Origin of the sequence: Amycolatopsis sp. NPDC049252, from assembly GCF_043197175.1 — a bacterium.
In the GTDB taxonomy this organism is placed as follows: domain Bacteria; phylum Actinomycetota; class Actinomycetes; order Mycobacteriales; family Pseudonocardiaceae; genus Amycolatopsis.
The window spans coordinates 70289-92292 of sequence record NZ_JBICSQ010000028.1; the positions used below are offsets into that span (position 1 = coordinate 70289).

The 22004-nt window shown below is 70.8% G+C and carries 20 protein-coding genes; 13 read left to right on the forward strand and 7 right to left on the reverse strand.

Going from position 1 to position 22004, the window contains the following annotated elements; genetic code table 11:
• Positions 1-20: 20 nt before the first annotated feature.
• Complete coding sequence (locus ACGFMK_RS26520) at positions 21-1601, forward strand: histidine kinase (RefSeq protein WP_392768390.1); 1581 nt, start codon at positions 21-23, stop codon at positions 1599-1601.
• Positions 1598-2272: a response regulator gene (locus tag ACGFMK_RS26525; RefSeq protein WP_392768393.1), complete on the forward strand. Its 675-nt coding sequence runs from the start codon at positions 1598-1600 to the stop codon at positions 2270-2272. Before ACGFMK_RS26520 ends, ACGFMK_RS26525 begins: the two co-directional genes overlap by 4 nt.
• Here ACGFMK_RS26525 and ACGFMK_RS26530 read toward each other — a convergent pair.
• Entirely contained in the window at positions 2217-3344 is a 1128-nt protein-coding gene (locus ACGFMK_RS26530) for an FAD-dependent monooxygenase (RefSeq protein WP_392768396.1), read from the reverse strand. The genes ACGFMK_RS26525 and ACGFMK_RS26530 overlap by 56 nt on opposite strands.
• A 53-nt stretch (positions 3345-3397) precedes the next feature.
• Here ACGFMK_RS26530 and ACGFMK_RS26535 point away from each other — a divergent pair, with 53 nt between their 5' ends.
• Entirely contained in the window at positions 3398-3964 is a 567-nt protein-coding gene (locus ACGFMK_RS26535) for a TetR/AcrR family transcriptional regulator (protein WP_392768398.1), read from the forward strand.
• 110 nt (positions 3965-4074) lie between these two features.
• Here the strand turns inward: ACGFMK_RS26535 and ACGFMK_RS26540 are convergent, their stop codons facing one another.
• The 4 genes from ACGFMK_RS26540 to ACGFMK_RS26555 form a co-directional block, all read right to left on the reverse strand.
• The gene (locus ACGFMK_RS26540; RefSeq protein WP_392768401.1) at positions 4075-4857 is read right to left on the reverse strand and encodes an ABC transporter permease; all 783 of its coding nucleotides are present in this window, start codon (positions 4855-4857) and stop codon (positions 4075-4077) included.
• Positions 4854-5768: an ATP-binding cassette domain-containing protein gene (locus ACGFMK_RS26545; RefSeq protein ID WP_392768404.1), complete on the reverse strand. Its 915-nt coding sequence runs from the start codon at positions 5766-5768 to the stop codon at positions 4854-4856. The genes ACGFMK_RS26540 and ACGFMK_RS26545 overlap by 4 nt, the downstream gene beginning before the upstream one ends.
• Positions 5769-5836: 68 nt before the next feature.
• Positions 5837-8716, reverse strand: coding sequence for an ATP-dependent helicase C-terminal domain-containing protein (locus ACGFMK_RS26550; protein WP_392768407.1), 2880 nt, complete (start codon positions 8714-8716; stop codon positions 5837-5839).
• Positions 8713-9543: a glutamate ABC transporter substrate-binding protein gene (locus ACGFMK_RS26555; RefSeq protein WP_392768410.1), complete on the reverse strand. Its 831-nt coding sequence runs from the start codon at positions 9541-9543 to the stop codon at positions 8713-8715. Before ACGFMK_RS26555 ends, ACGFMK_RS26550 begins: the two co-directional genes overlap by 4 nt.
• An 88-nt stretch (positions 9544-9631) precedes the next feature.
• On the opposite strand from ACGFMK_RS26555, the gene ACGFMK_RS26560 reads away from it, so the two are divergent.
• The 6 genes from ACGFMK_RS26560 to ACGFMK_RS26585 all read left to right on the forward strand — a co-directional run bounded on the left by ACGFMK_RS26560 (position 9632) and on the right by ACGFMK_RS26585 (position 13404).
• Complete coding sequence (locus tag ACGFMK_RS26560; protein ID WP_392768466.1) at positions 9632-10138, forward strand: MauE/DoxX family redox-associated membrane protein; 507 nt, start codon at positions 9632-9634, stop codon at positions 10136-10138.
• Between the two features lie 72 nt (positions 10139-10210).
• Entirely contained in the window at positions 10211-10954 is a 744-nt protein-coding gene (locus ACGFMK_RS26565; RefSeq protein WP_392768413.1) for a DsbA family protein, read from the forward strand.
• Positions 10955-11066: 112 nt separating this feature from the next.
• Positions 11067-11396, forward strand: coding sequence for a hypothetical protein (locus tag ACGFMK_RS26570; RefSeq protein ID WP_392768416.1), 330 nt, complete (start codon positions 11067-11069; stop codon positions 11394-11396).
• A complete protein-coding gene (locus tag ACGFMK_RS26575; protein ID WP_392768418.1) occupies positions 11393-12523 on the forward strand; it encodes an NlpC/P60 family protein in 1131 nt (376 codons plus the stop codon). The genes ACGFMK_RS26570 and ACGFMK_RS26575 overlap by 4 nt, the downstream gene beginning before the upstream one ends.
• A gap of 9 nt (positions 12524-12532) precedes the next feature.
• Positions 12533-12913 carry a YbaB/EbfC family nucleoid-associated protein gene (locus ACGFMK_RS26580; RefSeq protein ID WP_392768421.1) on the forward strand — a complete coding sequence of 127 codons (381 nt, stop codon included), beginning with the start codon at positions 12533-12535 and terminating at the stop codon, positions 12911-12913.
• Positions 12914-12918: 5 nt separating this feature from the next.
• Positions 12919-13404 (forward strand): YbaB/EbfC family nucleoid-associated protein, encoded by a 486-nt coding sequence (locus ACGFMK_RS26585; RefSeq protein ID WP_392768424.1) that lies wholly within the window; start codon positions 12919-12921, stop codon positions 13402-13404.
• 1 nt (position 13405) lies between these two features.
• On the opposite strand, the gene ACGFMK_RS26590 is transcribed toward ACGFMK_RS26585, so the two are convergent.
• Positions 13406-14245, reverse strand: a complete 840-nt coding sequence (locus ACGFMK_RS26590; protein ID WP_392768427.1) for an alpha/beta fold hydrolase — start codon at positions 14243-14245, stop codon at positions 13406-13408.
• A gap of 429 nt (positions 14246-14674) precedes the next feature.
• On the opposite strand from ACGFMK_RS26590, the gene ACGFMK_RS26595 reads away from it, so the two are divergent.
• Together ACGFMK_RS26595 and ACGFMK_RS26600 are read left to right on the forward strand one after the other, a co-directional pair.
• Positions 14675-16501 carry a glycoside hydrolase family 3 protein gene (locus ACGFMK_RS26595; protein WP_392768429.1) on the forward strand — a complete coding sequence of 609 codons (1827 nt, stop codon included), beginning with the start codon at positions 14675-14677 and terminating at the stop codon, positions 16499-16501.
• Between the two features lie 26 nt (positions 16502-16527).
• Positions 16528-17817, forward strand: coding sequence for a ThuA domain-containing protein (locus ACGFMK_RS26600; RefSeq protein WP_392768432.1), 1290 nt, complete (start codon positions 16528-16530; stop codon positions 17815-17817).
• A 380-nt stretch (positions 17818-18197) separates the two neighbouring features.
• Here the strand turns inward: ACGFMK_RS26600 and ACGFMK_RS26605 are convergent, their stop codons facing one another.
• Complete coding sequence (locus ACGFMK_RS26605; protein ID WP_392768468.1) at positions 18198-19379, reverse strand: PepSY-associated TM helix domain-containing protein; 1182 nt, start codon at positions 19377-19379, stop codon at positions 18198-18200.
• Between the two features lie 54 nt (positions 19380-19433).
• On the opposite strand from ACGFMK_RS26605, the gene ACGFMK_RS26610 reads away from it, so the two are divergent.
• Positions 19434-20741, forward strand: coding sequence for a family 1 glycosylhydrolase (locus ACGFMK_RS26610; protein ID WP_392768435.1), 1308 nt, complete (start codon positions 19434-19436; stop codon positions 20739-20741).
• Between the two features lie 71 nt (positions 20742-20812).
• Positions 20813-21997, forward strand: a complete 1185-nt coding sequence (locus ACGFMK_RS26615; protein ID WP_392768437.1) for a lipid-transfer protein — start codon at positions 20813-20815, stop codon at positions 21995-21997.
• Positions 21998-22004: the final 7 nt, after the last annotated feature.

Consider the following 22004-nt stretch of genomic DNA (forward strand, 5'->3'; position numbering starts at 1 on the left):
CGGCTTGTAGCTTCGATCCTGTGCAAGAGGTGACGAAGCGCAGGTGGCGGGTGGTGCTCGACGTCGCCCTCGCCCTGTTCCTGGCGTTCATCGTCGTCTCGGACACCATCCAGGCCGGCGCGTACGGGGAGATGGCCGGGGGCTTCGCGGTCGTCCTGGTCTCGGTGGCCACCGCCCGGCGCTATCCCGCCGCCTCGCTCGCCGTCGCGCTGGCGGGAACGCTGGCCGTGCCGTTCCCGTACGGCAACCGCGTGCCGGTCTGGATGATCTTCGTGCTGGTCGCGATGAGTTACCAGGCCGGCCTGCGGATGCCGCGGGCCCGGCCGGGTCTGCTGGTCGGCGGCGCCGTCGCGGTGCTCGCCCTGCCGGTTTCGCTGATCTTCGGCGACGACGCGCTCGGCGACTGGGCGGAGGTCGTCGCGGTCCTGGTGTTCGCCGGGCTTTCGCCGTGGCTGCTGGGGCGCTACATCCGCCTGCGTGGGGAGCTCGCTCGCACCGGCTGGCGCCGCGCCGAGGAGATGGAGAGCCGCCAGCGGCTGATCGCCGACCAGGCCCGGCTGCGCGAGCGCGCGCGGATCGCCAGCGACATGCACGACTCGCTGGGCCACGAGCTGAGCCTCATCGCCGTCCGCGCGGCGGCCCTGGAGGTCGCCGGCGGGCTCGACGACGACCAGCGCGGCGCCGCGGCCCAGCTGCGGGCCGGCGCCGCGGCCGCGACCGAGCGGCTGCGCGAGATCATCGGCGTGCTGCGCGAGGACGCCGCGCCCGTCGAGCCGGTGCAGGGTGACCTCGGCGAGCTGATCGCGCGGGCGAGGGCGTCCGGCCTGCTCATCGAATCCACAGTGGACAGTGCGCAGGCGCCCCCGATGGTCGCGCTCGCGGCCCACCGGGTGGTCCAGGAAGCCCTGACGAACGTGGCCAAGCACGCGCCGGGCGCCGCCGTGACGGTCCGGGTGACCAGCTCCGGCTCGCAGACCGAAGTGAGTGTCGTCAACGCGCCGCCGCCCGCCGGGCCGCTGCCGGGGGCCGCGTCCGGGCACCGCGGGCTGATCGGGCTGCGCGAGCGCGTCCGGCTGGTCGGCGGCACGCTGCGGACCGGGCCGCACGAGGGCGGGTTCGCCGTCACCGCGACGCTGCCGCACGACGCGGCGCCGGTCGAGGAGACCGCCGAACTGCGGGAGGCCGCCGACGACGCTGTGGGGCAGTCGACGTCGGCCCGTGCGCTGGAGCTGGCGCGCCGCGACGTCCGGCGCAGCCTGGTGCAGGCGGTCGCCGTCCCGCTGGGCCTGTTCGCCGTGGTCGTCGGCGTCGCCGGGATCGTGTTCCTCTACCAGTGGACGTCGTCGGAGCTGCCGCCGCAGGTGTACGACGGGCTGCGGGTCGGGCAGCCGCGCGCCGAGATCGCGCCGCGGCTGCCGGGCAACCAGCGCGGCGCGCGCCCGGTGCGCGGTGAGCCGCCGCTCCCGCCGGTGCCCGGGGCCGCGTGCGAGTACTACGGCACCGGAAGATCGTTGCTGGACAACGACTACGCGGCGTTCCGGCTGTGTTTCGCCGAAGGGAAACTGGTTTCGAAGGACAGGTTCGCCGAGGGGGTTTCGTGATCAGGGTGCTGCTGGCCGACGACGAGGCGCTGATGCGGGCGGGGGTGGCGGCGATCCTGGGCGCGGACGGCGGCATCGAGGTCGTCGCCGAGGCCGCCGACGGCCGGGCGGCGGTCGACCAGGCGCTGGCCACGCACCCGGACGTCGTGCTGCTCGACATCCGGATGCCGGTCCTGGACGGGCTGGGCGCGGCGGCCGAGATCCGGCGGCTGCTGCCCGCGACCGGCGTCATCATGCTGACGACGTTCGGCGAGGACGACTACATCGAACGCGCGCTCGGCCTCGGCGCGGGCGGGTTCTTGCTCAAGTCGGGCGACCCGCGCGAGCTGCTGGCGGGCATCCACGCCGTCGCCGACGGAGCCGCGTTCCTCTCGCCGAAGGTGGCGCAGCGGGTCATCGCGCGGCTCTCCGGCGGCCGGCTCGCGCGTGCGTCGGCGGCCCGCTCGCGCATCGCCTTGCTGACCAACCGCGAGCGGGAAGTGCTGACACTGCTGGGTTCCGGATTGTCCAATGCGGACATCGCGGCGAAGATCTTCGTTGTCGAGGGCACGGTGAAGGCGCACGTGAGCACGATCCTGACCCGGCTCGGCGTGAAGAACCGGGTGCAGGCGGCGATCACGGCGTACGAGGCGGGACTGGTCGGCGGAGATCCGGCGGACGCCAGCCACTGACCCCGGCGCCGATCCTGGCCGTCGCCTTGGCCGGGGTCAGTCTCAGGAGCGCGTTTCTTATCGCTATGGCAACCGGGTTGGTGAGCTGTGGGCCGACCTTCCCGGCTTGGACGGAGTCTCTGGCGACTTTCTGACTGCGCTCTCGTCTCTCTTGGTCGTATTTCTCGAGTGCTTTCTCGGTGGTGTCCTCTGTGGACACGGAGTGGGCGAGCACGACGGCGTCTTCGAGGGCCTGGCAGCCGCCCTGACCGAGGAATGGCGGCATCGCGTGGGCGGCGTCGCCGAGCAGCGCGATCTTTCCCCGGACGTAGGTGGTGAGCGGAGTGCCCAGGTAGTAGAGGTCGTGGTGGAGGATGTGCTCGGCGGGTGTCGCGTCGATGAGCGCCGGGATCGGGTCGTGCCAGTCGCCGAAGTGCTGCTTCAGGTAGGCCTTGACGTCGGCCGGTCTTTCGCCGGCCCGGACGACGTAGGAGATCCACCAGTAGACGTCGTCACCGGCCAGGGGCAGCACGCCGATCTCGGTGCCGCGGTCCCAGCTGGTGCTCAGCGGCGTCCCGGGTCGATGGGCGACGCCGCGGAAGGCGGTGCTGCCGCTGTAGACCGGCGGTTCTCCGCCTCTGATCCGGCTGTTGATCCCGTCGGCGGCTACGACGAGGTCGGCTTGGAGTTCTCCGCCGGTGTAGCGCACGAAGCCGTCTTCGCGGACTTCGGTGACTTCGGCGCCGGTCTTTCTGGTCTCTTCGGGGAGTGCCCGCACGAGTGCGTCGACGAGGTCGCGGCGGTGGATCGCGGCGAGGGGCAGGCCGTGGTGGCGTGCGAAGGCGGCCGCGTCCCAGCCGGTGATCCGGCGGCCTTTCTTGTCTCTGAGTCCGCCGTCGGGCTGCTTTTCGAGGGGTGCTTGGACGCCGAGGACGTCCAGGCAGCGCTGGGCGTTCGGCCAGAGGGAGATCCCGGCGCCGACGCCGGTGATCTCGGGTGCTCTCTCCAGGACGGTCACGTCCCAGCCGATCCGGTGCAGCCCGACCGCCGCCGCGAGCCCGCCGATCCCGCCGCCGACCACCACCGCGTCCATTCGACTCCTCCTCTACATCTGTAGAGGACTCTACGCCTGTAGAGTCCTCTTTTGTGGAGCGTCTTGAGGCCATCGGCGACGCGGCGATCGAGGTGATCGCGGCGGAGGGCATGCGCGGCCTGACCCACCGCGCGGTGGACCGGGCGGCGGGGCTGTCGCCTGGCTCGACGTCGTACTACGCGCGGACCCGGGCGGCGCTGCTGGAGCTGACGATCACGCGGATGGTCGCGCTGGACAACGTCGACGTGGAGCCACCGGCGGGCCGGCTACCGGAGTTCCTGGCGGGTTTCGTCCACGCGGCGATCACTTCCGGTCGGACGCGGATGCTGGCGCGGTACGAGTTCGCGTTGGAGGCGACCCGGCGTCCGGAGCTGCGGGAGGCGTACGACAAGGGCGGCTTGCTGATCCGCCGCCGCTGCGCGTCGGTCCTCGCGGCGGCGGGCTCTCCGGAACCGGTCCGGCACGCGTCGGTGCTGGTGGCCTGGCTGGACGGCGCGATCTTCGACGCCATCGCCGGCACGGGCTCTCTTGCCCCACCCTCCCTGGCCGCACTGACCCTCGGTGCCCGGGAAGTGCTCGCCGGCCTGGGCGTGAACTGGTCGTCCACACCCCGGCCGTGATGTGGACAACCAGGCCCTGACCTCGGTCTTTTCCGGCTTCTGTCGGACCTCCCCGATACGCTGGAAGCGGGGCCGGTCCCCCAGTGAGGGCGGCGGCTGCTTTGTGTGTGTCAGGCGTCTCGGCGGCGCAGTACTGCGGTGCCCGCCAGCAGCGCCGCCGCTGTCCACGCCGCGCAGACCAGCAGCCCCACCCAGGGCGCGTAAGGGGCGGGCTCCATGGTGATCGGGTTCGGGTGGCCTGCCTCGACCATCGCGTTCACCCCGGCGATGCCCGGGAAGTACGGCACCAGCCCCGGCAGCCCCAGTGATGCCACGATCAGCGGCAACGGCACCAGCAGCACGATCACCGTCACCAGCGTCCCCGCCGCGCTCCGTAGCGCCCAGCCCACGCCTGTGCACAGCAGCCCCAACAGCGCGAAATAGCCGCCCATGCCCGTCGCCGTCGTGAAGGCGCCTGCGAACGACGTCGGCAAGCCGTGGTCGTCTTTCAGCGACCCCGCCAACGCCATTCCCACGCACGACAGCGCCACGCCGTAGGCGAACAGCACCGGCAGCAGCACTGCCGCCTTCGCGAGCACCACCCGTGAGCGCACCGGGGTCCACAGCAGCGTCGAACGGATGCCGCCGCCGGCGTACTCGCTTGTCACGAACAGCGTTGCCAGCGCGATCACCGCGAACTGTGTCAGGTAGAAGCCGCCGCCGAGGGCGATGGTGTTCGCGCCCAGGGGGTCGTCGCTGTCGAAGCGCTGGGAGATCGCCGACACGACGCTGTAGAACGCCATCAGCGCGGATCCGACGATCAGCGTCCACCAGGTCGCGCGGACCGACCAGAACTTCGTCCACTCCGAAGACACCACGGACACCACGGACACCACAGCCACCGCGGCCGTCATGCCGAGACCCCGTACTCCACCGAAGAAGCGGTCAGTTCCAGGTACGCCTGCTCCAGCGACGCCGTCCGCTCGGTGAGGCCGTGCACGCGGATCCCGAGTTCGTGCGCCAGGTCGCCGACGCGGGTGACGTCGACGCCGTCGACCACCAGCTCGCCCGGCTCGCCGGGGTGCGTGCGCCCGCCTTCGGACCGCAGCCGCCGGTCCAGCGTGTCGCGGTCGGCGTCGTCCGGGACGCGCACCGAGACCCTGCTCCGGGAGTTGCCCGCGATGAACTCCGCGACCGGCGCGTCCGCGAGGAGCTTTCCCTTGCCGATCACCACGAGGTGGTCGGCGGTCAGCTGCATCTCGCTCATCAGGTGGCTGGAGACGAACACCGTCCGCCCCTCGGCGGCCAGCGAGCGCATCAGCTGCCGCACCCAGCGGACGCCGTCCGGGTCGAGACCGTTGACCGGCTCGTCGAACAGCAGCACACCGGGGTCACCGAGCAACGCGCCCGCGATGCCCAGCCGCTGCCCCATGCCGAGCGAGAACTGCCCGGCCCGCTTGCCCGCGACGTCCGAAAGCCCGACGGTCGCGAGCACCTCCTCGACCCGCGATGCCGCGATGCCGTTGCTGCGCGCCATCGCGAGGAGGTGTTTCCCCGCGCTGCGGCCGGGGTGCAATGCCTCGGCGTCGAGCAGCGCGCCGACCTCACGCAGCGGGTGCTCCAGCTCGGCGTAGCGCCGCCCGCCGACCAGCACTTCGCCTTCCTGCGGGTGGTCCAGCCCGACGGTCATCCGCATGGTCGTCGACTTCCCGGCGCCGTTGGGGCCGAGGAACCCGGTGACCTGCCCGGCCGCGACGTAGCAGGTGAGCGCGTCGACGACGGTCTTCTCCCCGTACCGTTTCGTGAGTCCTCTGAGCGTGATCATGGACCCAGTCTGGGTTTTGCGGGGTGCCGGAACATCGGCCGACGGTCGCGGCCCGACCCCGACTTTCGTCAGGCCCGGCGGCGGGTGTGCCGGGTCGGGACGGCGGTGGCCGGGTCCTCCGGCCACGGGTGCTTCGGGTAGCGGCCGCGCAGGTCGGCGCGCACGGCCGGGTACCCGGCGGTCCAGAACGACGCCAGGTCCGCCGTGATCGCGGCCGGGCGGCCGGCGGGGGAGAGCAGGTGCAGCACGACCGGGACACCGGACAGCGACGGCGTTTCCGTCCAGCCGAAGGTCTCCTGCAGCTTCACGGCCAGCACGGGCTGGTCGCCGCTGTAGTCGACGCGGATGTGCGACCCGGAGGGCACTTCGAGCCGGTCCGGGGCGAGTTCGTCCATTTTGGACGCCGCGGGCCAGGGGAGCAGGGCCTTCAGTGCGGTGCCCGCGTTGAGGTTCGCGAGGTCCGCGCGGCGGCGGATTCCGGAGAGGTCGAGCCAGGTGTCCACATCGGACAGCAGGCTCTTGTCGTCCACCGCGGGCCAGGGCGCGCCGAGGGTGCGGTGCAGGAACGCCATCCGCTCGCGCAACCGGGTGCCGTCGGCGGTCCACTTCAGCAGGCCGAGACCCTCGGCTTTCAGGCCCGCCACCAGAGCGTCGTGGACGTTCGGATGCTTGAGCGGGCGCGAGGAAAGGGTGATGGCGCCGAGCTTTTTGACGTGCCGGGCGACGACATCGCCGTCGGCCCAGGTGATTTCGTCGGTTTCGGTCGTGGGGGCGGCCCGGGTGGCGAGCTGCTCGTCGGCGGCCGCGGCGAGCCGGATGGTGCCGTGCACCCGCCCGGGATCGCGAGTCGCCTCGGCGACGGCCAGCCACTCGGAGTCGAGACCGCTGCCCGGCGGCAACTCGGCGGCGGTGCCCCCGGCCATGAGGTAGACGGGCTCCCCGCCGGGACGCCGCCGCGCGAGCCGCTCGGGATGCGCGAGGGCGACGATGAGGGCGGGATCGGGCTTGGGTTCAGCGGCTGCGCTGCTTTGGGCCTTGCCACCTTCGCTGGTCTGCCCGGCTGGGCCGTTCGCCCGGCCGGTGGTGGTTTGGGTCCTGCTGGTTCCGCGGGGTTGCCCGGCTCCGTGGTTCGGGTGGTCGGTGTTGACCTGGGTTCCGCGGGGTTGCCCGGTTATGTGGTTCGGGTGGTCGGTGTTGACCTGGGTTCCGCGGGGTTGCCCGGCTCCGTGGTTCGGGTGGTCGGTGTTGACCTGGGTTCCGCGGGGTTGCCCGGCTCCGTGGTTCGGGTGGTCGGTGTTGACCTGGGTTCCGCGGGGTTGCCCGGCTCCGTGGTTCGGGTGGTCGGTGTTGACCTGGGTTCCGCCGGGCTGCTCGGCTCCGTGGTTGTGGTGGTCGGCCTGGGTTCGGCCGGTTTCGCCGGGTTGCCCGGCTGCCGGGTTCGCGCGCTCGGCACCGGCCTGGCCCTTACCACTTCCGCGGGGTTGGCCGGCGCCGCCGGATCGCCGATCCCCGGACCCTGGCACCAGCGCCGCCAGGCGGCGAGATTCCTGCTTCCACCTTCGCGCGGCGTCGTCGTTCGCCGCGCGCAGGCGGCGCAGCTCGGCATCGACGTCGGTCAGCTTGCCGCCCGTGTCCAGGAGCGCCACCACCTCGGCCGCGTTGCGCGCACCCACCGCCTCCGCGCCGTCCAGCAACGCGCGCGCCAGCCGTGGGTGCAGCCCGAGGTCGGCCATCCTGCGGCCGCGCGCGGTCACCGTGCCGTCCGAAGCCGTCGCGCCCAACGTCGCCAGCAGCGCCCGGCCCGCTGCCAACGCTCCTTCGCCCGGCGGGTCCCACCAGGCCAGGCCACTGCCGTCCGGGGTCGACCAGCAGGCCAGCTCCAGGGCCAGCCGGGCCAGCTCGGCCGTCCTGATCTCCGGCTCGGGGTACGCCGGCAGTGTGCCCTGCTCGTGCTCCGCCCAGCAGCGGTACACCCGGCCCGGCGCCTCGCGGCCCGCTCGACCCGCGCGCTGCGCCGCCACCGCCGCCGACACCCGGACCGTCGCCAGGCCCGGCAGGCCGCGCCGGTGGTCGACGCGCGGCACCCGCGCCAGGCCCGAGTCGACGACCGCGCGCACGCCCGGGACCGTCAAGCTCGACTCGGCCACCGCCGTCGCCAGCACCACCCGGCGCCGGGCGCGCGGCCGTAGCGCGTCGTCCTGCTGTGCCGCCGTGAGGCGGCCGTGCAGGGGGAGAACGTCCACATCGGACAACCGAAGCAGGCCGGAGGTGCGGGCGATCTCGCCCGCGCCGGGGAGGAACGCCAGCACGTCACCGTCCCCTTCGGACAGTGCCATCAGCACCGCCCGGGCCACCGCGGCCTCGGCGCGCTCGCCCCGCGCGGGCGGCAGGTACGCCGTCGAAACCGGGTACGTCCGTGCGGACGCCTCGATCACCGGCGCATCGCCCAGCAAGGACGCGAGCCGCCCGGAGGCCACCGTCGCCGACGTCGCCAGCAGCCGGAGGTCGTCACGCAGCCCGGCGCGGACGTCCAGGAGCAGCGCCAGCAGCAGGTCCGCGTCCAGGTGCCGCTCGTGGCACTCGTCCAGCAGGATCGTCGACACCCCGGGCAGCTCCGGGTCGCCCTGCACCCGCCGGACCAGCAGGCCCGACGTCACGACCTCGACGCGCGTGCGCGAGGACACCTTCCGGTCGCCGCGCACGGCGTACCCGACGGTCTCGCCCACCGGCTCGCCCAGGATCGCCGCCATCCGTCCGGCCGCGGCTCGCGCGGCCAGACGCCGCGGCTCGGCGACGACGACCCGGCCGCTGCCGGACATCAGCGCCAGCGGCACCAGCGTCGTCTTGCCGGTGCCGGGCGGCGCCACCAGCACCGCGGTGCCGTGGGCGTCCAGCGCCGCGAGCACGTCGGGCAGCACGGACCGGACCGGCAGGTCGGGCAGTTTCACTTCTCGGTGACCTCGGGTGGCGGGGGCAGCTGGTAACCGGACGGGCCGATGTTCGCGTTGAGCGAGCGCAGCCACTCACCCGAGGAGATCATCTTGCGGATGGCGTCGTCGACCGCGGTCACCCCCTGGGTGTCGCCCTTGCGCAGGCCGACACCGTAGTTCTCCTTCGAGAACGGCTTCCCGACGACCTTCAGCAGCTCCGGGTCGCGCGCGACGTACCCGGCCAGGATGACGCCGTCGGTCGTCACGGCGTCGATCTGCCCGGCGAGCAGCGCCGTCACGCAGTCCGGGTACCGCGGGTACTCGACCAGCTCGACGGCTTGGGCGAACTTGTCCTTGACCTGCTGGGCCGGCGTCGAACCGGTGACCGAGCAGAGCTTGCGCGAGTTGAGCGCCTCCGGCCCGGTGATGTCGGCCGACGTGCGCCGGACCAGCAGGTCCTGGCCGGTGGTGAAGTACGGCCCGGCGAACGACACGACCTGCTTGCGCTTGTCGGTGATCGAATAGGTCGCGACGACCAGGTCGACCGCGCCCGACGTGAGGTCCGTCTCGCGGGTCGACGGCGTCGTCTCGCGCCACGTGATGTCCTTCGGGGCGACGCCGAGCTCGCCGGCGACAAAGGTCGCGACGTCGACGTCGAAACCGACGAATCGCCCGTCCACGGTGTGCTCGGAAAGGCCGGGGGCGTCGAACCGGATGCCGATGGTCAGGTGATCCGCCGCACGGGCCCTGGCCACCACCGAGTCGGTCGGCGAGACCTGGCCCGGCCCGCACGCGGTGGCCGTGACCAGCAGCAACGCGGCAGCGAAGAGCGTGCGCCAGCGCATCCGGCCGCTCCCTCCACCGCCGTCGAGCCCTCACGAAGTTCTCAGGTCCTCCCGTTAGCCTAAGTGCGTGGTGCGACTGTCCCAACCCGTGCTGGACGCCGTCGGCACGCTCGCCCGGCTCGGGCTGGCCGCCGTCTGGCTCGTTTCGGGTGCCGTGAAGCTGGCGGATCCGGGGCAGACGTTGATCGCCGTCCAGGCGTACGACGTGCTGCCCGGCGCCCTCGTGAACGTGGTGGCCGTCGCGCTGCCGCTCGTCGAACTGGTGCTCGGGCTGTTCCTGCTCGCGGGCCTGCTGACCCGCTGGGTCGCCGGCGCCGCGCTGGTGCTGCTGCTCGTGCTCATCGCCGGCATCGCCCAGTCGTGGGCGCGCGGGCTGAGCATCGACTGCGGGTGCTTCGGCGGTGGCGGCCAGGTGGCGGCGGGGCAGACCGCGTACCCGCAGGAAATCCTCCGCGACTCCGGTTTCGCGCTGCTGGCCGTGTGGCTGCTGGCGCGGCCGCGCACCTGGCTGTCGGTCGACGGCTGGCTCGCCCGAGGTCGCGGGAACTCTGTCGAGCCCGAGCCCGACTACTCGGGTATCGCGGAAGGGAACTGATACACAGTGGGTGGAGCTGAGCGGACGGCTCGGAAGCGTCGTCAGGCCGCGCAGAGCGGGGGCGCGAGGGCGGTGGCCCAGGCCCGGGGCGCGTCCGGGGACAAACGGAAGTGGATCATCGGGATCGCCGCCGTGGTCGTCGTGGCCGCGCTCGTGATCGGCGGCGTGATCTGGACGATCTCCGACAAGAACAAGACCGAGGGCAAGGTCATCGACCCCGGCCAGGCCACCAGCTCGCTGGCCGCCGACGTCACGCAGAAGCGCGACGGCGTCGTCGTCACCGTCGGCAAGGCCGGCGCGAAGTCCACGATCGACGTCTACGCCGACTTCCTCTGCCCGATCTGCGGCACGTTCGAGAAGACGTACAAGACGCAGATCGAGCAGGCGGTCAACGACGGCAAGCTGGCGGTCCGCTACCACATGGTGCCGCTGCTCAACGAGCGCTCGAGCCCGCCCGGGTACTCGCTCGACTCGGCGAACGCGGCGCTCGCCGCGGCCGACGCCGGCAAGTTCCTCCAGTTCCACGACGCGCTGTACGCGAACCAGCCCGAAGAGGGCAAGCGCGGGTACGACAAGGCGCAGCTGATCGACCTCGGCAAGAACGTCGGCATCACCGACCCGAAGTTCGCCCAGACGGTGAACGCCGGCACCTACGACCAGCAGATCAACGCGGCGTTCCAGCAGATCGAGAACGACCCGAAGCTGGCGCAGGACTTCGGCGGCGGCCAGAGCGGATTCGGCACGCCGACGGTCGTTTCGAACGGCGCGATCGTCAACTGGCAGGACCAGGGCTGGCTCACCGGGGTGCTCGGCTGAGTCCGGGCAATTCGCCCACTCGGGTACGGAACGTGGTCTAGGCTTTACTTCCGCAGGGTGGGGAACCGGGGGTGGCGCGAGCACGTCGCATCCCTGGTGACAGGGAGGGCCAGTGGACGGTTCGCATTCGGGGTTTCACGTCGACGACGGCGCGTACTCGCGGTACGCGCGTGAGGTCGACCCGCTCGGTGAAGACGTCAAGGGCGCGGCCGACAAGCACGTCGGCCCGCACGTCGGTGTCGGCTTCTCCGCCATGGGCGAGGAGTCCGGCCTGACCGGCGCCTACACCGGCCGGATGCGGGCGCTGCAGGAGAAGCTGCACCGCGTCGGCGGCGGCTGGAGCCAGATGGGTGATGCCGCCCGCCAGACCGACCGGAACTACGCCGGCGTCGAGGCCGAGCACGGCGACCTCGTCCGGCGGCTGGGCACGGACCTCACGTGACCGAGCACGCCGATCTGCTCGTCCGGCACGGCCTGGACACCACGAACCAGTTCGCCGACAAGCTGCGCCACGACCCGGCTGCGATCAGCGGCGCGCGCGACGGCCACGTCGCGCTGCAGACGTCGATGGGCAGGACCCACGACACGGCTTCGGCGCAGCGCGTCAACCTGACTTCGGCCACCTCCGGCTCGACGACCGACCGCGCGACAGCGACGTCGAAGAGCCTGGAGCAGGAGGTCCAGGACCTGCTCGACGAGAGCGCCGAGATCGAGAAGGCCGTCGCCGAGGCCGCCGAGACGCTCAACCTGGGCCAGATCAAGAACGACCAGGTCCGCGACCAGATCATCAAGGAGATCTCGGCGTCGATGAAGGCGCTGGCGGCGGTCAAGAACATCCAGCCGCCGGAGAGCCGCGGGGCCGCGTCCCGCGACATCCTGATGAAGCTGCAGACCAAGATCAGCCGGCTGACCGGCCAGGCCGCGACGTTCAGCGAGCAGACGATCAACCAGCTCACCGACATCGGCACCAAGCTCGGCGGCGGCGAGCAGACGACGTCCGCGAGCAGCGCTTCGCCGACGAAGGTGGCTTCGTCCTTCAACAGCAACAGCGGCTACTCCGGCGGCGGGGACTCCGGCGGGGGCGGCGGTGGCGGTGGGGGAGGCGGCGGCGGTGGTGGCGGTGCCGTGCACAAGCCGCGGCTGCCGGTCGCGGTCCCGCCGCAGCCCGGCACCGGCGTCGGCATCAACCTGCCCGGCGGCAAGCAGGTCATGGCGCCGAACGAGACGGCGGCGAAGGCCGTGCGCGCGGCGCTGTCGCAGCTCGGCGTGCCGTACGTCTGGGGCGGCACCGCGCGCGGCCAGGGCCTCGACTGCAGCGGGCTGACCATGACGTCGTACCAGGACGCCGGCCTGCAGCTGCCGCGGACGGCGAAGATGCAGACGGTCGGGGCCGAGGTGCCCTCGATCGACCAGCTGCTGCCGGGTGACCTGGTCGTCTGGTCCGGGCACGTCGCCATGGTGATCGGCGACGGCCAGATGATCGAGGCCGGCGACCCGGTCCAGATCAGCAAGATCCGCACCACGAACGCGGGACAGTCGTTCATCGGGTTCTACCGGCCGACGGGGTAACTTCGCATCGTGGCTGAATTCGACATGGACCTGGCCGCCGCCCGCATTGCCGAGCAGGCGGACCGGGCGGGCGCGGAGGCGTCCGCGCGCTTCGAGCGCACGGGTCCGGTGGTGGGCAAGGCGTCGTCCGGAGACGGCGCCATCGAGGTCCAGGTCGCGCCGGGCGGGCTGCTCACCGGACTGACGATCCACCGGTCCGCGCTGCGGCACGGATCGTCGGTCATCGCCGACCAGATCGTCGAGCTGGCCCAGCGCGCGACCCGCCGCGCGGGCGACCGGATGTACCACGCGCTCGCGCCGGTCGTCGACGCTTCGCAGCTGGAGACGCTGGGCTACGAGCCGATCCCGGACGACGACCCGGACGCCGAGTCCGTCTCCTACGGAAGGTGAACGCGATGCCCACGACGCGTGAGCTGATTTCCCAGGCCCGGGCCCGCGAAGAGGCGATGGCTCGCGTGGAGGAACTGCTCGCCTCGGCTTCCGGCACGGCCCACGACCTCGACGGCCAGGTGGAAGCCACGGTCGACGCCCGCGGCAAGCTGCTGCGGCTGTGGCTGGCGCCGTCGGCGGTCAACCTGGGCGAGAGCCTGGGCCCGCTGGTGGTGGAGATCGTCCAGGCAGCCATGCGCGAGGCGACGCAGGACGGCTACAACAAGGTCGCGCTGCTGCTCGGCGAGGACATGACGTTCATGATCGAGCAGATGACGGGGGTGCCCGCGCCGGCCCGCGCGGAGGACGACGACCCGGGCATGACGGTCGAGGAATTCCAGCGGCTGCGGGAAGAACGCCTGGGTTCCGCGCCTCCTCCGCCTGCGAGTGTCGAGGACGACGACGAGTACTGGGACACGTTCGACCCGGCGTCGCTGCGTTCGGACCGGTAGCTCAGGCGACCTCGGCGACCAGGTCCACGACGTCGTCGAGGCGCGTGGTCAGGTGGCCCATGCCGGGGAAGACCCGGACGTCGAGACCCATGGTCCGGCGCGCGGCCGGCCCCAGCCGGCGCGGGGGCAGGAACCGGTCGTGCTCACCGACCCCGACGACACACGGCCGTCCGGTGCGCTGAGCCAGGAGCGCGGGCGGCAGCGGCGGCGGAGCGAGCGTCGTGTGGCAGCAGGCGGCCATCAGCGTCATCCACTCCACCTCCGTCGGCGGTGGCTCTTCGCCGGGCCCGACGAACAACCGGAGCATGGCGCGGGTGTGCGCCGGGGTCGGCCGCAGCAGCCAGCGCGTCGACGCCAGGGCCACGTGCGGATCGACGCTCAGCCGCATGATCCCGGCGGGGGAGACCAGCGCCCGGGCCGCGACGCGGGGTGAGCTCGCGGCCAAGGCGACGGCGGCGCCCAGGGAGTTGCCGACCAGCACGACGTCGTCGGCGTCCAGCTCGGCCAGGATTTCGTCCAGGACCCGGCCGTACCAGGCGAGCCGGGAACGCCACGGCCGCCGCGGATCGCTGAGGCCGGGCTGACCCGGCAGGTCGACCACGGTCGTCGGCCAGCGGGTCGACAGTGCCCGCAGCCACGGCAGGGCGACGGCCGCGTTGAACCCCGTCCCGGGCACCAGGACGACCCGTGTCGGCCCGGTCCCTGCCGAGGTCAGTTCGACCCGCCCGGCGCTGGTGGCCAGCGTCCGGCCGGTGATCGAAAAGTCCGCGCGCGCCAACGTTTCCGTGCACCACTGCCGCACCGCGCGCTGTCCGCGCGGGTTCTTGTAGACGGCAGGCATCGGGCCAGTGTGGCTCAGTTCCGCCGGGCCGTCGAGTTCGCGCCGTCCAGGGATTCGCGGATGACGTCCGCGTGGCCGGCGTGCGGACCGGAACGACGAGACGTACGCGTCCGTCTCCGCCGCGGCGGCCGAGTAGGCCGAAAGCCAGCCGGAAAGCGTTCCACTCATCGAGTACTGCGCCGAGTCCAGCATGACCTCGGACAGCGACCTGCAGCCACATCCGTTCGGCCCGTCGCGAGGTGGCGGACCAAGCCGCCGAGGGGGCAGCCCGCTGATCGTCGTGCGCTTCGCCGAATTAGGCCAGAAGGCGACCGGAAAGCGCAATCCCGCTCAGTGGCAACCGAGTTCGCTCAGAGGTCTGGACCAACGTCGAAAGCCTGTGTCTTAATTCAAGGCGTGAATTTCGGTCTCTCGACGAGGAGGACCCGGATGGGTCTCGGACGTAGACTGGGTATCGGCGCGCTGGCCCTCGGGCTCCTGGTGACGTCGGAATCCCCGGCCCTCGCGGGGAACGGCCCGGCCTACAAGGATTCCTGGCGACCCGTCAAGGTTCGGGTGGCCGATCTGCTCGGCCGCATGTCGCTCGACGACAAGCTCGGCCAGATGATGCAGGCCGAACGTCTCGGGGTGAAGTCGCCGGCCGACGTCACCACCGGGCGGCTCGGCTCGCTGCTCTCCGGCGGCAGCTCGCAGCCGACGCCGAACACGCCCGTCACCTGGGCCGACATGTACGACGGCTTCCAGAAGGCCGCCCTCGCCACGCCGCTCGGCATCCCGCTGATCTACGGCGTCGACGCCGTCCACGGCCACAACGGCGTCTACGGCGCCACCGTCTTCCCGCACAACATCGGCCTCGGCGCGTCGCGCGACCCGAAGCTGGTGCAGAAGATCGGCCGCGCCACCGCGGAAGAGGTCTCCGGCACCGGCATCGACTGGGACTTCGCGCCCTGCCTGTGTGTCGCCCGCAACGACCGCTGGGGCCGCACCTACGAGTCGTTCGGCGAGGTCCCGCAGCTGGCCACCGAGATGTCGACGATCATCACCGGCCTGCAGGGGCGTTCGCTGGACCAGCCGGGTTCGATCATGGCCACCGCGAAGCACTACGTCGGCGACGGCGGCACGACCGGCGGTGTCAACGAGGGCAACACCGAGATCAGCGAGCAGGAGCTGCGCGCGATCCACCTGCCGCCGTTCAAGGCCGCCGTCGACCGCGGGGTCGGCTCGGTGATGATCTCCTACAGCAGCTGGAACGGCGTCAAGATGCACGCCGGCTCGTACCTGATCAACGACGTCCTCAAGAAGGAACTGGGGTTCAAGGGGATCGTCGTCTCGGACTACAACGGCGTCGACAAGATCGACGGCAAGGCCGGCTTCGCACCGGAAGAGGTCGAAGCCTCGATCAACGCCGGCATCGACATGGTGATGGTGCCCTACGACTGGCAGAAGTTCATTGACACGCTCCGCACGCTGGTGCAGCAGGGCCGTGTGCCGATGTCGCGCATCGACGACGCGAACCGCCGCATCCTGACCAAGAAGTTCGAGCTCGGCCTGTTCGAGCACCCGCTGACCGACCGGCGGTACCTGAAGACCATCGGCAGCAAGGACCACCGCGACCTGGCGCGCCAAGCCGTCCGGGAATCCCAGGTGCTGCTGAAGAACGACCACCACGTGCTGCCGCTCTCGAAGCACGAAAAGATCTTCGTGGCGGGCAAGAACGCGGACGACATGGGCAACCAGTCCGGCGGCTGGACGGTCGGCTGGCAGGGCACCAGTGGCCCGGTCATCCCCGGCACCACGATCCTGCAGGGCATCAGGAGCAGTTCCTCGAAGGTGACCTACGCCAAGGACGGCACGGGGATCGACCAGAGCTACGACGTCGCCGTCGCCGTGGTGGGCGAAACACCCTACGCCGAAACGAAGGGCGACCGTCCACAAGGGATGGGCCTGGACGACGCGGACCTGGCGACGCTGGCGAAGCTGAAGGACTCCGGTGTGCCGACGGTCGTCGTCCTGGTGTCCGGGCGGCCGCTCGACATCGCGGCGCAGGTGGGGGACTGGGCCGGGCTCGTCGAGTCGTGGCTGCCGGGCAGCGAGGGCCAGGGTGTCGCCGACGTCCTCTTCGGTGACTACAACCCGACCGGGAAGCTGCCGGTGACCTGGATGCGCAGCGCCGGCCAGCAGCCGATCAACGTCGGCGACGGCCAGCCCGCGCTGTTCCCGTTCGGCTACGGCCTCCACTACCCGCGTCATCGGTGACCCGCCCCCACCCGGAAGGAACACGCATGCCGTCCAGAACCCGCCGCCCGTTGATCCGGATATTGGCGTTCTTCGCCGCGCTGCTGGGGCTCAGCCTCGGCAGCCCGGCGGCCCCCGCCGCGCACGCCGCGACGCCGTTCAAGGTGCTCGCCTTCTACAGCGGCACCTACGACGCCGCGCACATCAGCTTCGAGAAGGAGGCCAACGTCTGGTTCCCGCAGCAGGCGGCGGCCAACGGCTTCACCTACACCTCGACGACCAACTGGAACCAGCTGACGTCCATCACCCCGGACCAGTACCAGGTCGTGATGTTCCTCGACGACCAGCCGCAGTCGCAGGCGCAGTTCCAGGGCTTCCAGCGGTACATGCAGGCCGGCGGCGGGTTCTACGGCTTCCACGTCACGGCCTACAACGACGACACCACGCCGTCGTACGCCAACTGGTTCCACAACGACTTCCTCGGCACCGGCCGGTTCACCTCGAACTCGTGGGGCCCGACGCCGGAGACGCTGAAGATCGAGAACCGCACCCACCCGTCGACGGTGAACCTGCCGGCGACGATCAAGTCCTCGACGTCCGAGTGGTACGCCTGGCAGAACGACCTGCGCCAGAACAGCAACATCACCATCCTCGCGTCGATGGACCAGTCCACGTTCCCGATCGGCACCGACCCGAACCAGACCTGGTACAGCGGCTACTACCCGATCTCGTGGACCAACAAGAACTACAAGATGATCTACTCGAACTTCGGCCACAACGCGATGAACTACGACACGAACACCGCGCTGTCGTCGACGTTCGAAAGCGCCGACCAGAACCGATTCCTGCTCGACGGCCTGAAGTGGCTCGGTGGCGGCGGCACGACCACCCCGCCGCCGGACGGCTCGATCGACCCGTCGGCCTGGTACGCCGTGTCGAATAAGGCGAACGGCAAGTGCGTCGACGCGCGGGCCGCGGCCAGCGCGAACGGCACCGTGATCCAGCAGTACGCCTGCAACGGCACCACGGCGCAGCAGTTCCAGTTCGCCCCGACCAGCGGCGGGTACGACCGGATCAACAACCGGACCAACCCGGCGCAGGTCATCGACGTCGCGAACGTGGCGACGACCGACAACGCCGGTCTGCAGCTGTGGGCCTACGGCGGTGGTGACAACCAGCAGTGGCAGCCGGTGTCGGAAGGCAGCGGGTACTACCACTTCGCCGTCCGTCACACGGGCAAGTGCCTGACCGTGCCGGCATCGTCCACAGCGGACAGTGTCCAGCTGGTCCAGTCGACGTGCAACGGCAGCGCCGCCCAGTCGTTCAAGGTCGGCTGAGGAAGGTCCGTGAATGGCACATTGAGGGACTCCAAGCCCCTCAATGTGCCATTCACGGCTTTCAGTGCCAGGTGGTCTGGAGGCGGATGACCAGGACGGCCAGGGTGAGCCCGCTGAGCGGGTGGTGTCGCGGGCGCCCCACGTCAGGGCTGCGGGGAGGACCGCCAGTGAGGTGACGAGGTAGGCGACGTGCGTGCCGGGTTCCGCCGGGTGGTGAGCGGAGGCCAGGCCCGCGATCGCCTGGGCGAGCAGGGCCGGTTTGATCAGGACGGCCAGCGGGCGCCAGGGTGGCCGGCGGTAGCGGCCGAGCGCCGCGGTGACCAGGGCGAAGAGGCCGGAGAGCAGGCAGAGCACCGTCGTCGCGAAGGCCAGTGGCTCGATCACGCCCGGCGCGCTTTGCGGCGACGGCGTTTCGTGCCGAGGCGGAAGAGCCACGTCGAGATACCCGTGAGCAGCAGCGCGAGCGGCGCCAGGCCGAGGACGACCCAGACGAGCCGCCACCAGCCGTCGACGAGCCAGCCGAAGTACGCGGCCTCGAAGACCTTGCTGTAGAAGCGGTTCGCCGTCGGCTCCGGTGCTGCGTCCACAGAGGACACATGGGTGACGTCGTGGCTGTCGACGTACACCGTGCGGTCGCCGCCGAAGAACGCGCGGGCGCCGTAGGGCTGGTAGCCGTCGTCCGCGATCGACACCGAGTAGTAGTCCGTGCCTTCGGCGGGCGGGACGAGGTAGCGGACCGTGCCGGGGGACGCGGCCAGGGCAGCCGACGACGCCTGGTCGATGCCGATCACCGGCGTGCCGGGCGCCGCCGGGTTCGCCGTGAAGCTGTACTTCGCCTCGTCCGGCGTGGTGCCGCCGGTGATGGCGAGCCACGCGTTCTCCACCGGCGGCAGGTAGAACGCGGCGCCGGTGACACCCCACATCGGCACGAACGGCACCGACACGAGGCCGATCACGTTGTGCAGGTCGTAGTCGCGCGCGAACCGGCCCTTGCCGAGCCGGACGCGGAAGCCGTGCGAGAACTTCTTGAATCCCGGCCACCAGACGACGATTTCGGTGATCGCCAGCAGGATCATCAGCAGCCCGAGCACGACGAGGACCAGCTCACCCCCGTTCATCTCCGAGACCGGTGTCGGCGCGGCCGGCCACGACACGTACCCCGGGTCGTCCTTGCAGGTGAACGCGCAGTCGTGCAGGTTCGTCAGCCAGCCCATGACGCCGTCGGTGTAGGCCGTGGTGTAGCCGGTGTCGCCGACGGCGATGATCCCGCCGTCGTTGCTCACCCAGGCCGCGGAGAACTCGGGGTGCGCCTGTCTGACGAGGTCGCGGGCCTGCTGCAGGCCGAGCGGGTGCGCGCTGTCGGTGTGCGCGTAGAAGTCGGCGTGCGTGGCCCGGAAGTACTCGGCGCGATAGAGCAGGATGACGCCGGCGGTGGTCTCGAGGACCAGCGGCAGCCCGAGCACCAGCGACGTCCACCGGTGCGTGACGACCAGCGCGCGTCGTACGGGCTTGCGCCGGTACCAGCGGCGGGTCGGCCGTCTGTCTTCCGTCCTTCGGTGGATGTGCGGCGAGTCACCGCGGCACTAACATGAAGTTCCTTCATGAATGGGGGAGCGATGCGGCGCAGTGCAGTCCTCGTGGTCGTGACGGTGCTCGCGGGTCTCCTCGCGGGGGTGTCGCCGGCGGTGGCCGTCACCCAGCCGTTCTTCTGGGGCGTCGCGACCTCGGGTTATCAGGCGGAAGGTTCGGCGCTCGACAGCAACTGGCGCCGCTACGAGCAGGCGAAGACGTCGTCGATCAAGGAGCCCTACCGCGAGTCCGTCGACTTCCGGCACAACTACGTGGCGGACATCGACCGCGCGAAGCAGCTCGGCGTGAACGTGTTCCGCTTCAGCGTCGAGTGGGCCCGGATCGAACCGCAGCCGGGCCAGATCGACCAAAGCGAGCTGGCGTACTACGACGACGTCGTCCGGCACGTCCTCGACGCCGGCATGCGGCCGATGATCACGCTCGACCACTGGGTCTACCCCGGCTGGGTCGCCGACCAGGGCGGCTGGGACAGCGACCGCACGGTCGACGCCTGGCTGGCCAACGCCCGCCGCGTCGTCGACCGTTACAAGGGCCTCGGCGCGCTGTGGATCACGATCAACGAGCCGACCGTCTACCTGCAGAACGAGACCGCCAACGGCGGGCTCGCCGGCTGGAAGCTGCCGTGGGCGCAGGCCCGGCTGGTGCGCGTCCACCGCGCCGCCTACGACCTCATCCACCAGCTGGATCCGGGCGCGCTCGTCTCCAGCAACACCGCGTACGTCCCGGCGGTGCAGGGGGTGCTGGACGCGTCGTTCCTCGACCAGGTGCGCGACAAGCTCGACTTCGCCGGCCTGGACTACTACTACGGCGCGAGCCTCGACAACCTCAGCGCGATCCACGCGGCGAGCGGCGAGTTCTGGAAGGTGACCCCGCAGCCGGACGGGATCTACTACGCGCTGCGGTACTACGCGCGGAAGTTCCCGGGGCTGCCGCTGTACGTCGTCGAGAACGGCATGCCGACCGACAACGGCAACGCGCGCCCGGACGGTTACACGCGCTCGGACCACCTGCGTGACCACATCTACTGGGTGCAGCGCGCGAAGGCCGACGGCATGAACGTGATCGGCTACAACTACTGGAGCCTCACGGACAACTACGAGTGGGGCAGCTACCAGCCCCGCTTCGGTCTGTACACGGTGGACGCTCGCTCGGATACCGCTCTGGTGCGCCATCCGACGGACGCGGTCACGACGTACCGGCAGCTGATCGACGGCCACGGGGTCCCGGCGGGCTACACGCCGGTGCGGCCGCCGGGCTTCTGCTCGGTCGTCGACGGCCTCGGCAGCTGCCTCGATCCGGTCCGTTACCCGGGTCCGCTGGCTCCGCTGGGCTGAATTTTGTCCCGTTGACCTGCGGGTTACGGTCTTGGTCTTGATAAATACATGCCGGTCTGTATGTTTGTTGCATGGCGAACAAGGTGTACGTCGTCGGTGTCGGGATGACGAAGTTCGAAAAGCCCGGGCGGCGCGAGAACTGGGACTACCCGCAGATGGCGAAGGAGTCCGGGACCCACGCCCTCGCGGACGCCGGGCTCGGGTACGACGCCGTCGAGCAGGCGTATGTCGGGTACGTCTACGGCGAGTCGACGTCCGGGCAGCGTGCCGTCTACGAGCTGGGCATGACCGGGATCCCGGTCGTGAACGTCAACAACAACTGCTCCACCGGGTCGACCGCGCTGTACCTGGCCGCGGAGGCGATCCGCGGCGGCCGCGCGGACTGCGTGCTGGCGCTGGGCTTCGAGAAGATGAAACCCGGTTCGCTCGGCTCGACGTTCGACGACCGCGAGCAGCCCATGGGTAACCACATGCAGGCGCTCGCCGAGATCTCCGAGGTGCTGTTCCCGCCCGCGCCGTGGATGTTCGGCGCCGCCGGCCGGGAGCACATGAAGGCGTACGGCACCACCGCCGAGCACTTCGCCAAGATCGGCGAGAAGAACCACCGGCACTCGGTGAACAACCCGTACGCGCAGTTCCAGGACGTCTACTCGCTCGACGACATCCTCGCGTCGCGGATGATCTACGACCCGCTGACCAAGCTCCAGTGCTCACCGACGTCGGACGGCTCCGGCGCGGCAATTTTGGCCGGCGAGGCCTTCGTCGAGACGAACGGCCTGGCTGAGCGTGCGATCGAGATCGTCGGGCAGGCCATGACCACCGACTTCCGCAGCACCTTCGACGGCAGCGCCAAGAACATCGTCGGCTACGACATGACGCGCCAGGCCGCGTTGAAGGTGTACGACCAGGCCGGCCTCGGACCGGCGGACTTCCAGGTCATCGAACTGCATGACTGCTTCTCCGCCAATGAACTCCTGACGTACGAAGCACTCGGCCTCTGTCTCGAAGGCGAAGGTGGGGCGCTCGTCGACAACAACGACACCACCTACGGCGGCAAGTGGGTGGTCAACCCGTCCGGCGGGCTGATCTCGAAGGGGCACCCGCTCGGCGCGACCGGTCTCGCCCAGTGCGCCGAACTGACCTGGCAGCTGCGCGGCGACGCGGACAAGCGGCAGGTCCCGGACGTGCGGGCCGCGCTGCAGCACAACATCGGACTCGGTGGCGCCGCCGTCGTCACCGCCTACCAGCGAGCTTAGGAGAACC

Excerpts from the sequence above, each read along its gene's own strand:
- ACGFMK_RS26530 (WP_392768396.1), bottom strand. The coding sequence starts at position 3,344 with ATGGACGCGGTGGTGGTCGGCGGCGGGATCGGCGGGCTCGCGGCGGCG.
- ACGFMK_RS26540 (WP_392768401.1), bottom strand. The coding sequence starts at position 4,857 with ATGACGGCCGCGGTGGCTGTGGTGTCCGTGGTGTCCGTGGTGTCTTCG.
- ACGFMK_RS26545 (WP_392768404.1), bottom strand. The coding sequence starts at position 5,768 with ATGATCACGCTCAGAGGACTCACGAAACGGTACGGGGAGAAGACCGTC.
- ACGFMK_RS26555 (WP_392768410.1), bottom strand. The coding sequence starts at position 9,543 with ATGCGCTGGCGCACGCTCTTCGCTGCCGCGTTGCTGCTGGTCACGGCC.
- ACGFMK_RS26585 (WP_392768424.1), top strand. The coding sequence starts at position 12,919 with ATGCCCACGACGCGTGAGCTGATTTCCCAGGCCCGGGCCCGCGAAGAG.
- ACGFMK_RS26590 (WP_392768427.1), bottom strand. The coding sequence starts at position 14,245 with ATGCCTGCCGTCTACAAGAACCCGCGCGGACAGCGCGCGGTGCGGCAG.
- ACGFMK_RS26595 (WP_392768429.1), top strand. The coding sequence starts at position 14,675 with ATGGGTCTCGGACGTAGACTGGGTATCGGCGCGCTGGCCCTCGGGCTC.
- ACGFMK_RS26600 (WP_392768432.1), top strand. The coding sequence starts at position 16,528 with ATGCCGTCCAGAACCCGCCGCCCGTTGATCCGGATATTGGCGTTCTTC.
- ACGFMK_RS26610 (WP_392768435.1), top strand. The coding sequence starts at position 19,434 with ATGCGGCGCAGTGCAGTCCTCGTGGTCGTGACGGTGCTCGCGGGTCTC.
- ACGFMK_RS26615 (WP_392768437.1), top strand. The coding sequence starts at position 20,813 with ATGGCGAACAAGGTGTACGTCGTCGGTGTCGGGATGACGAAGTTCGAA.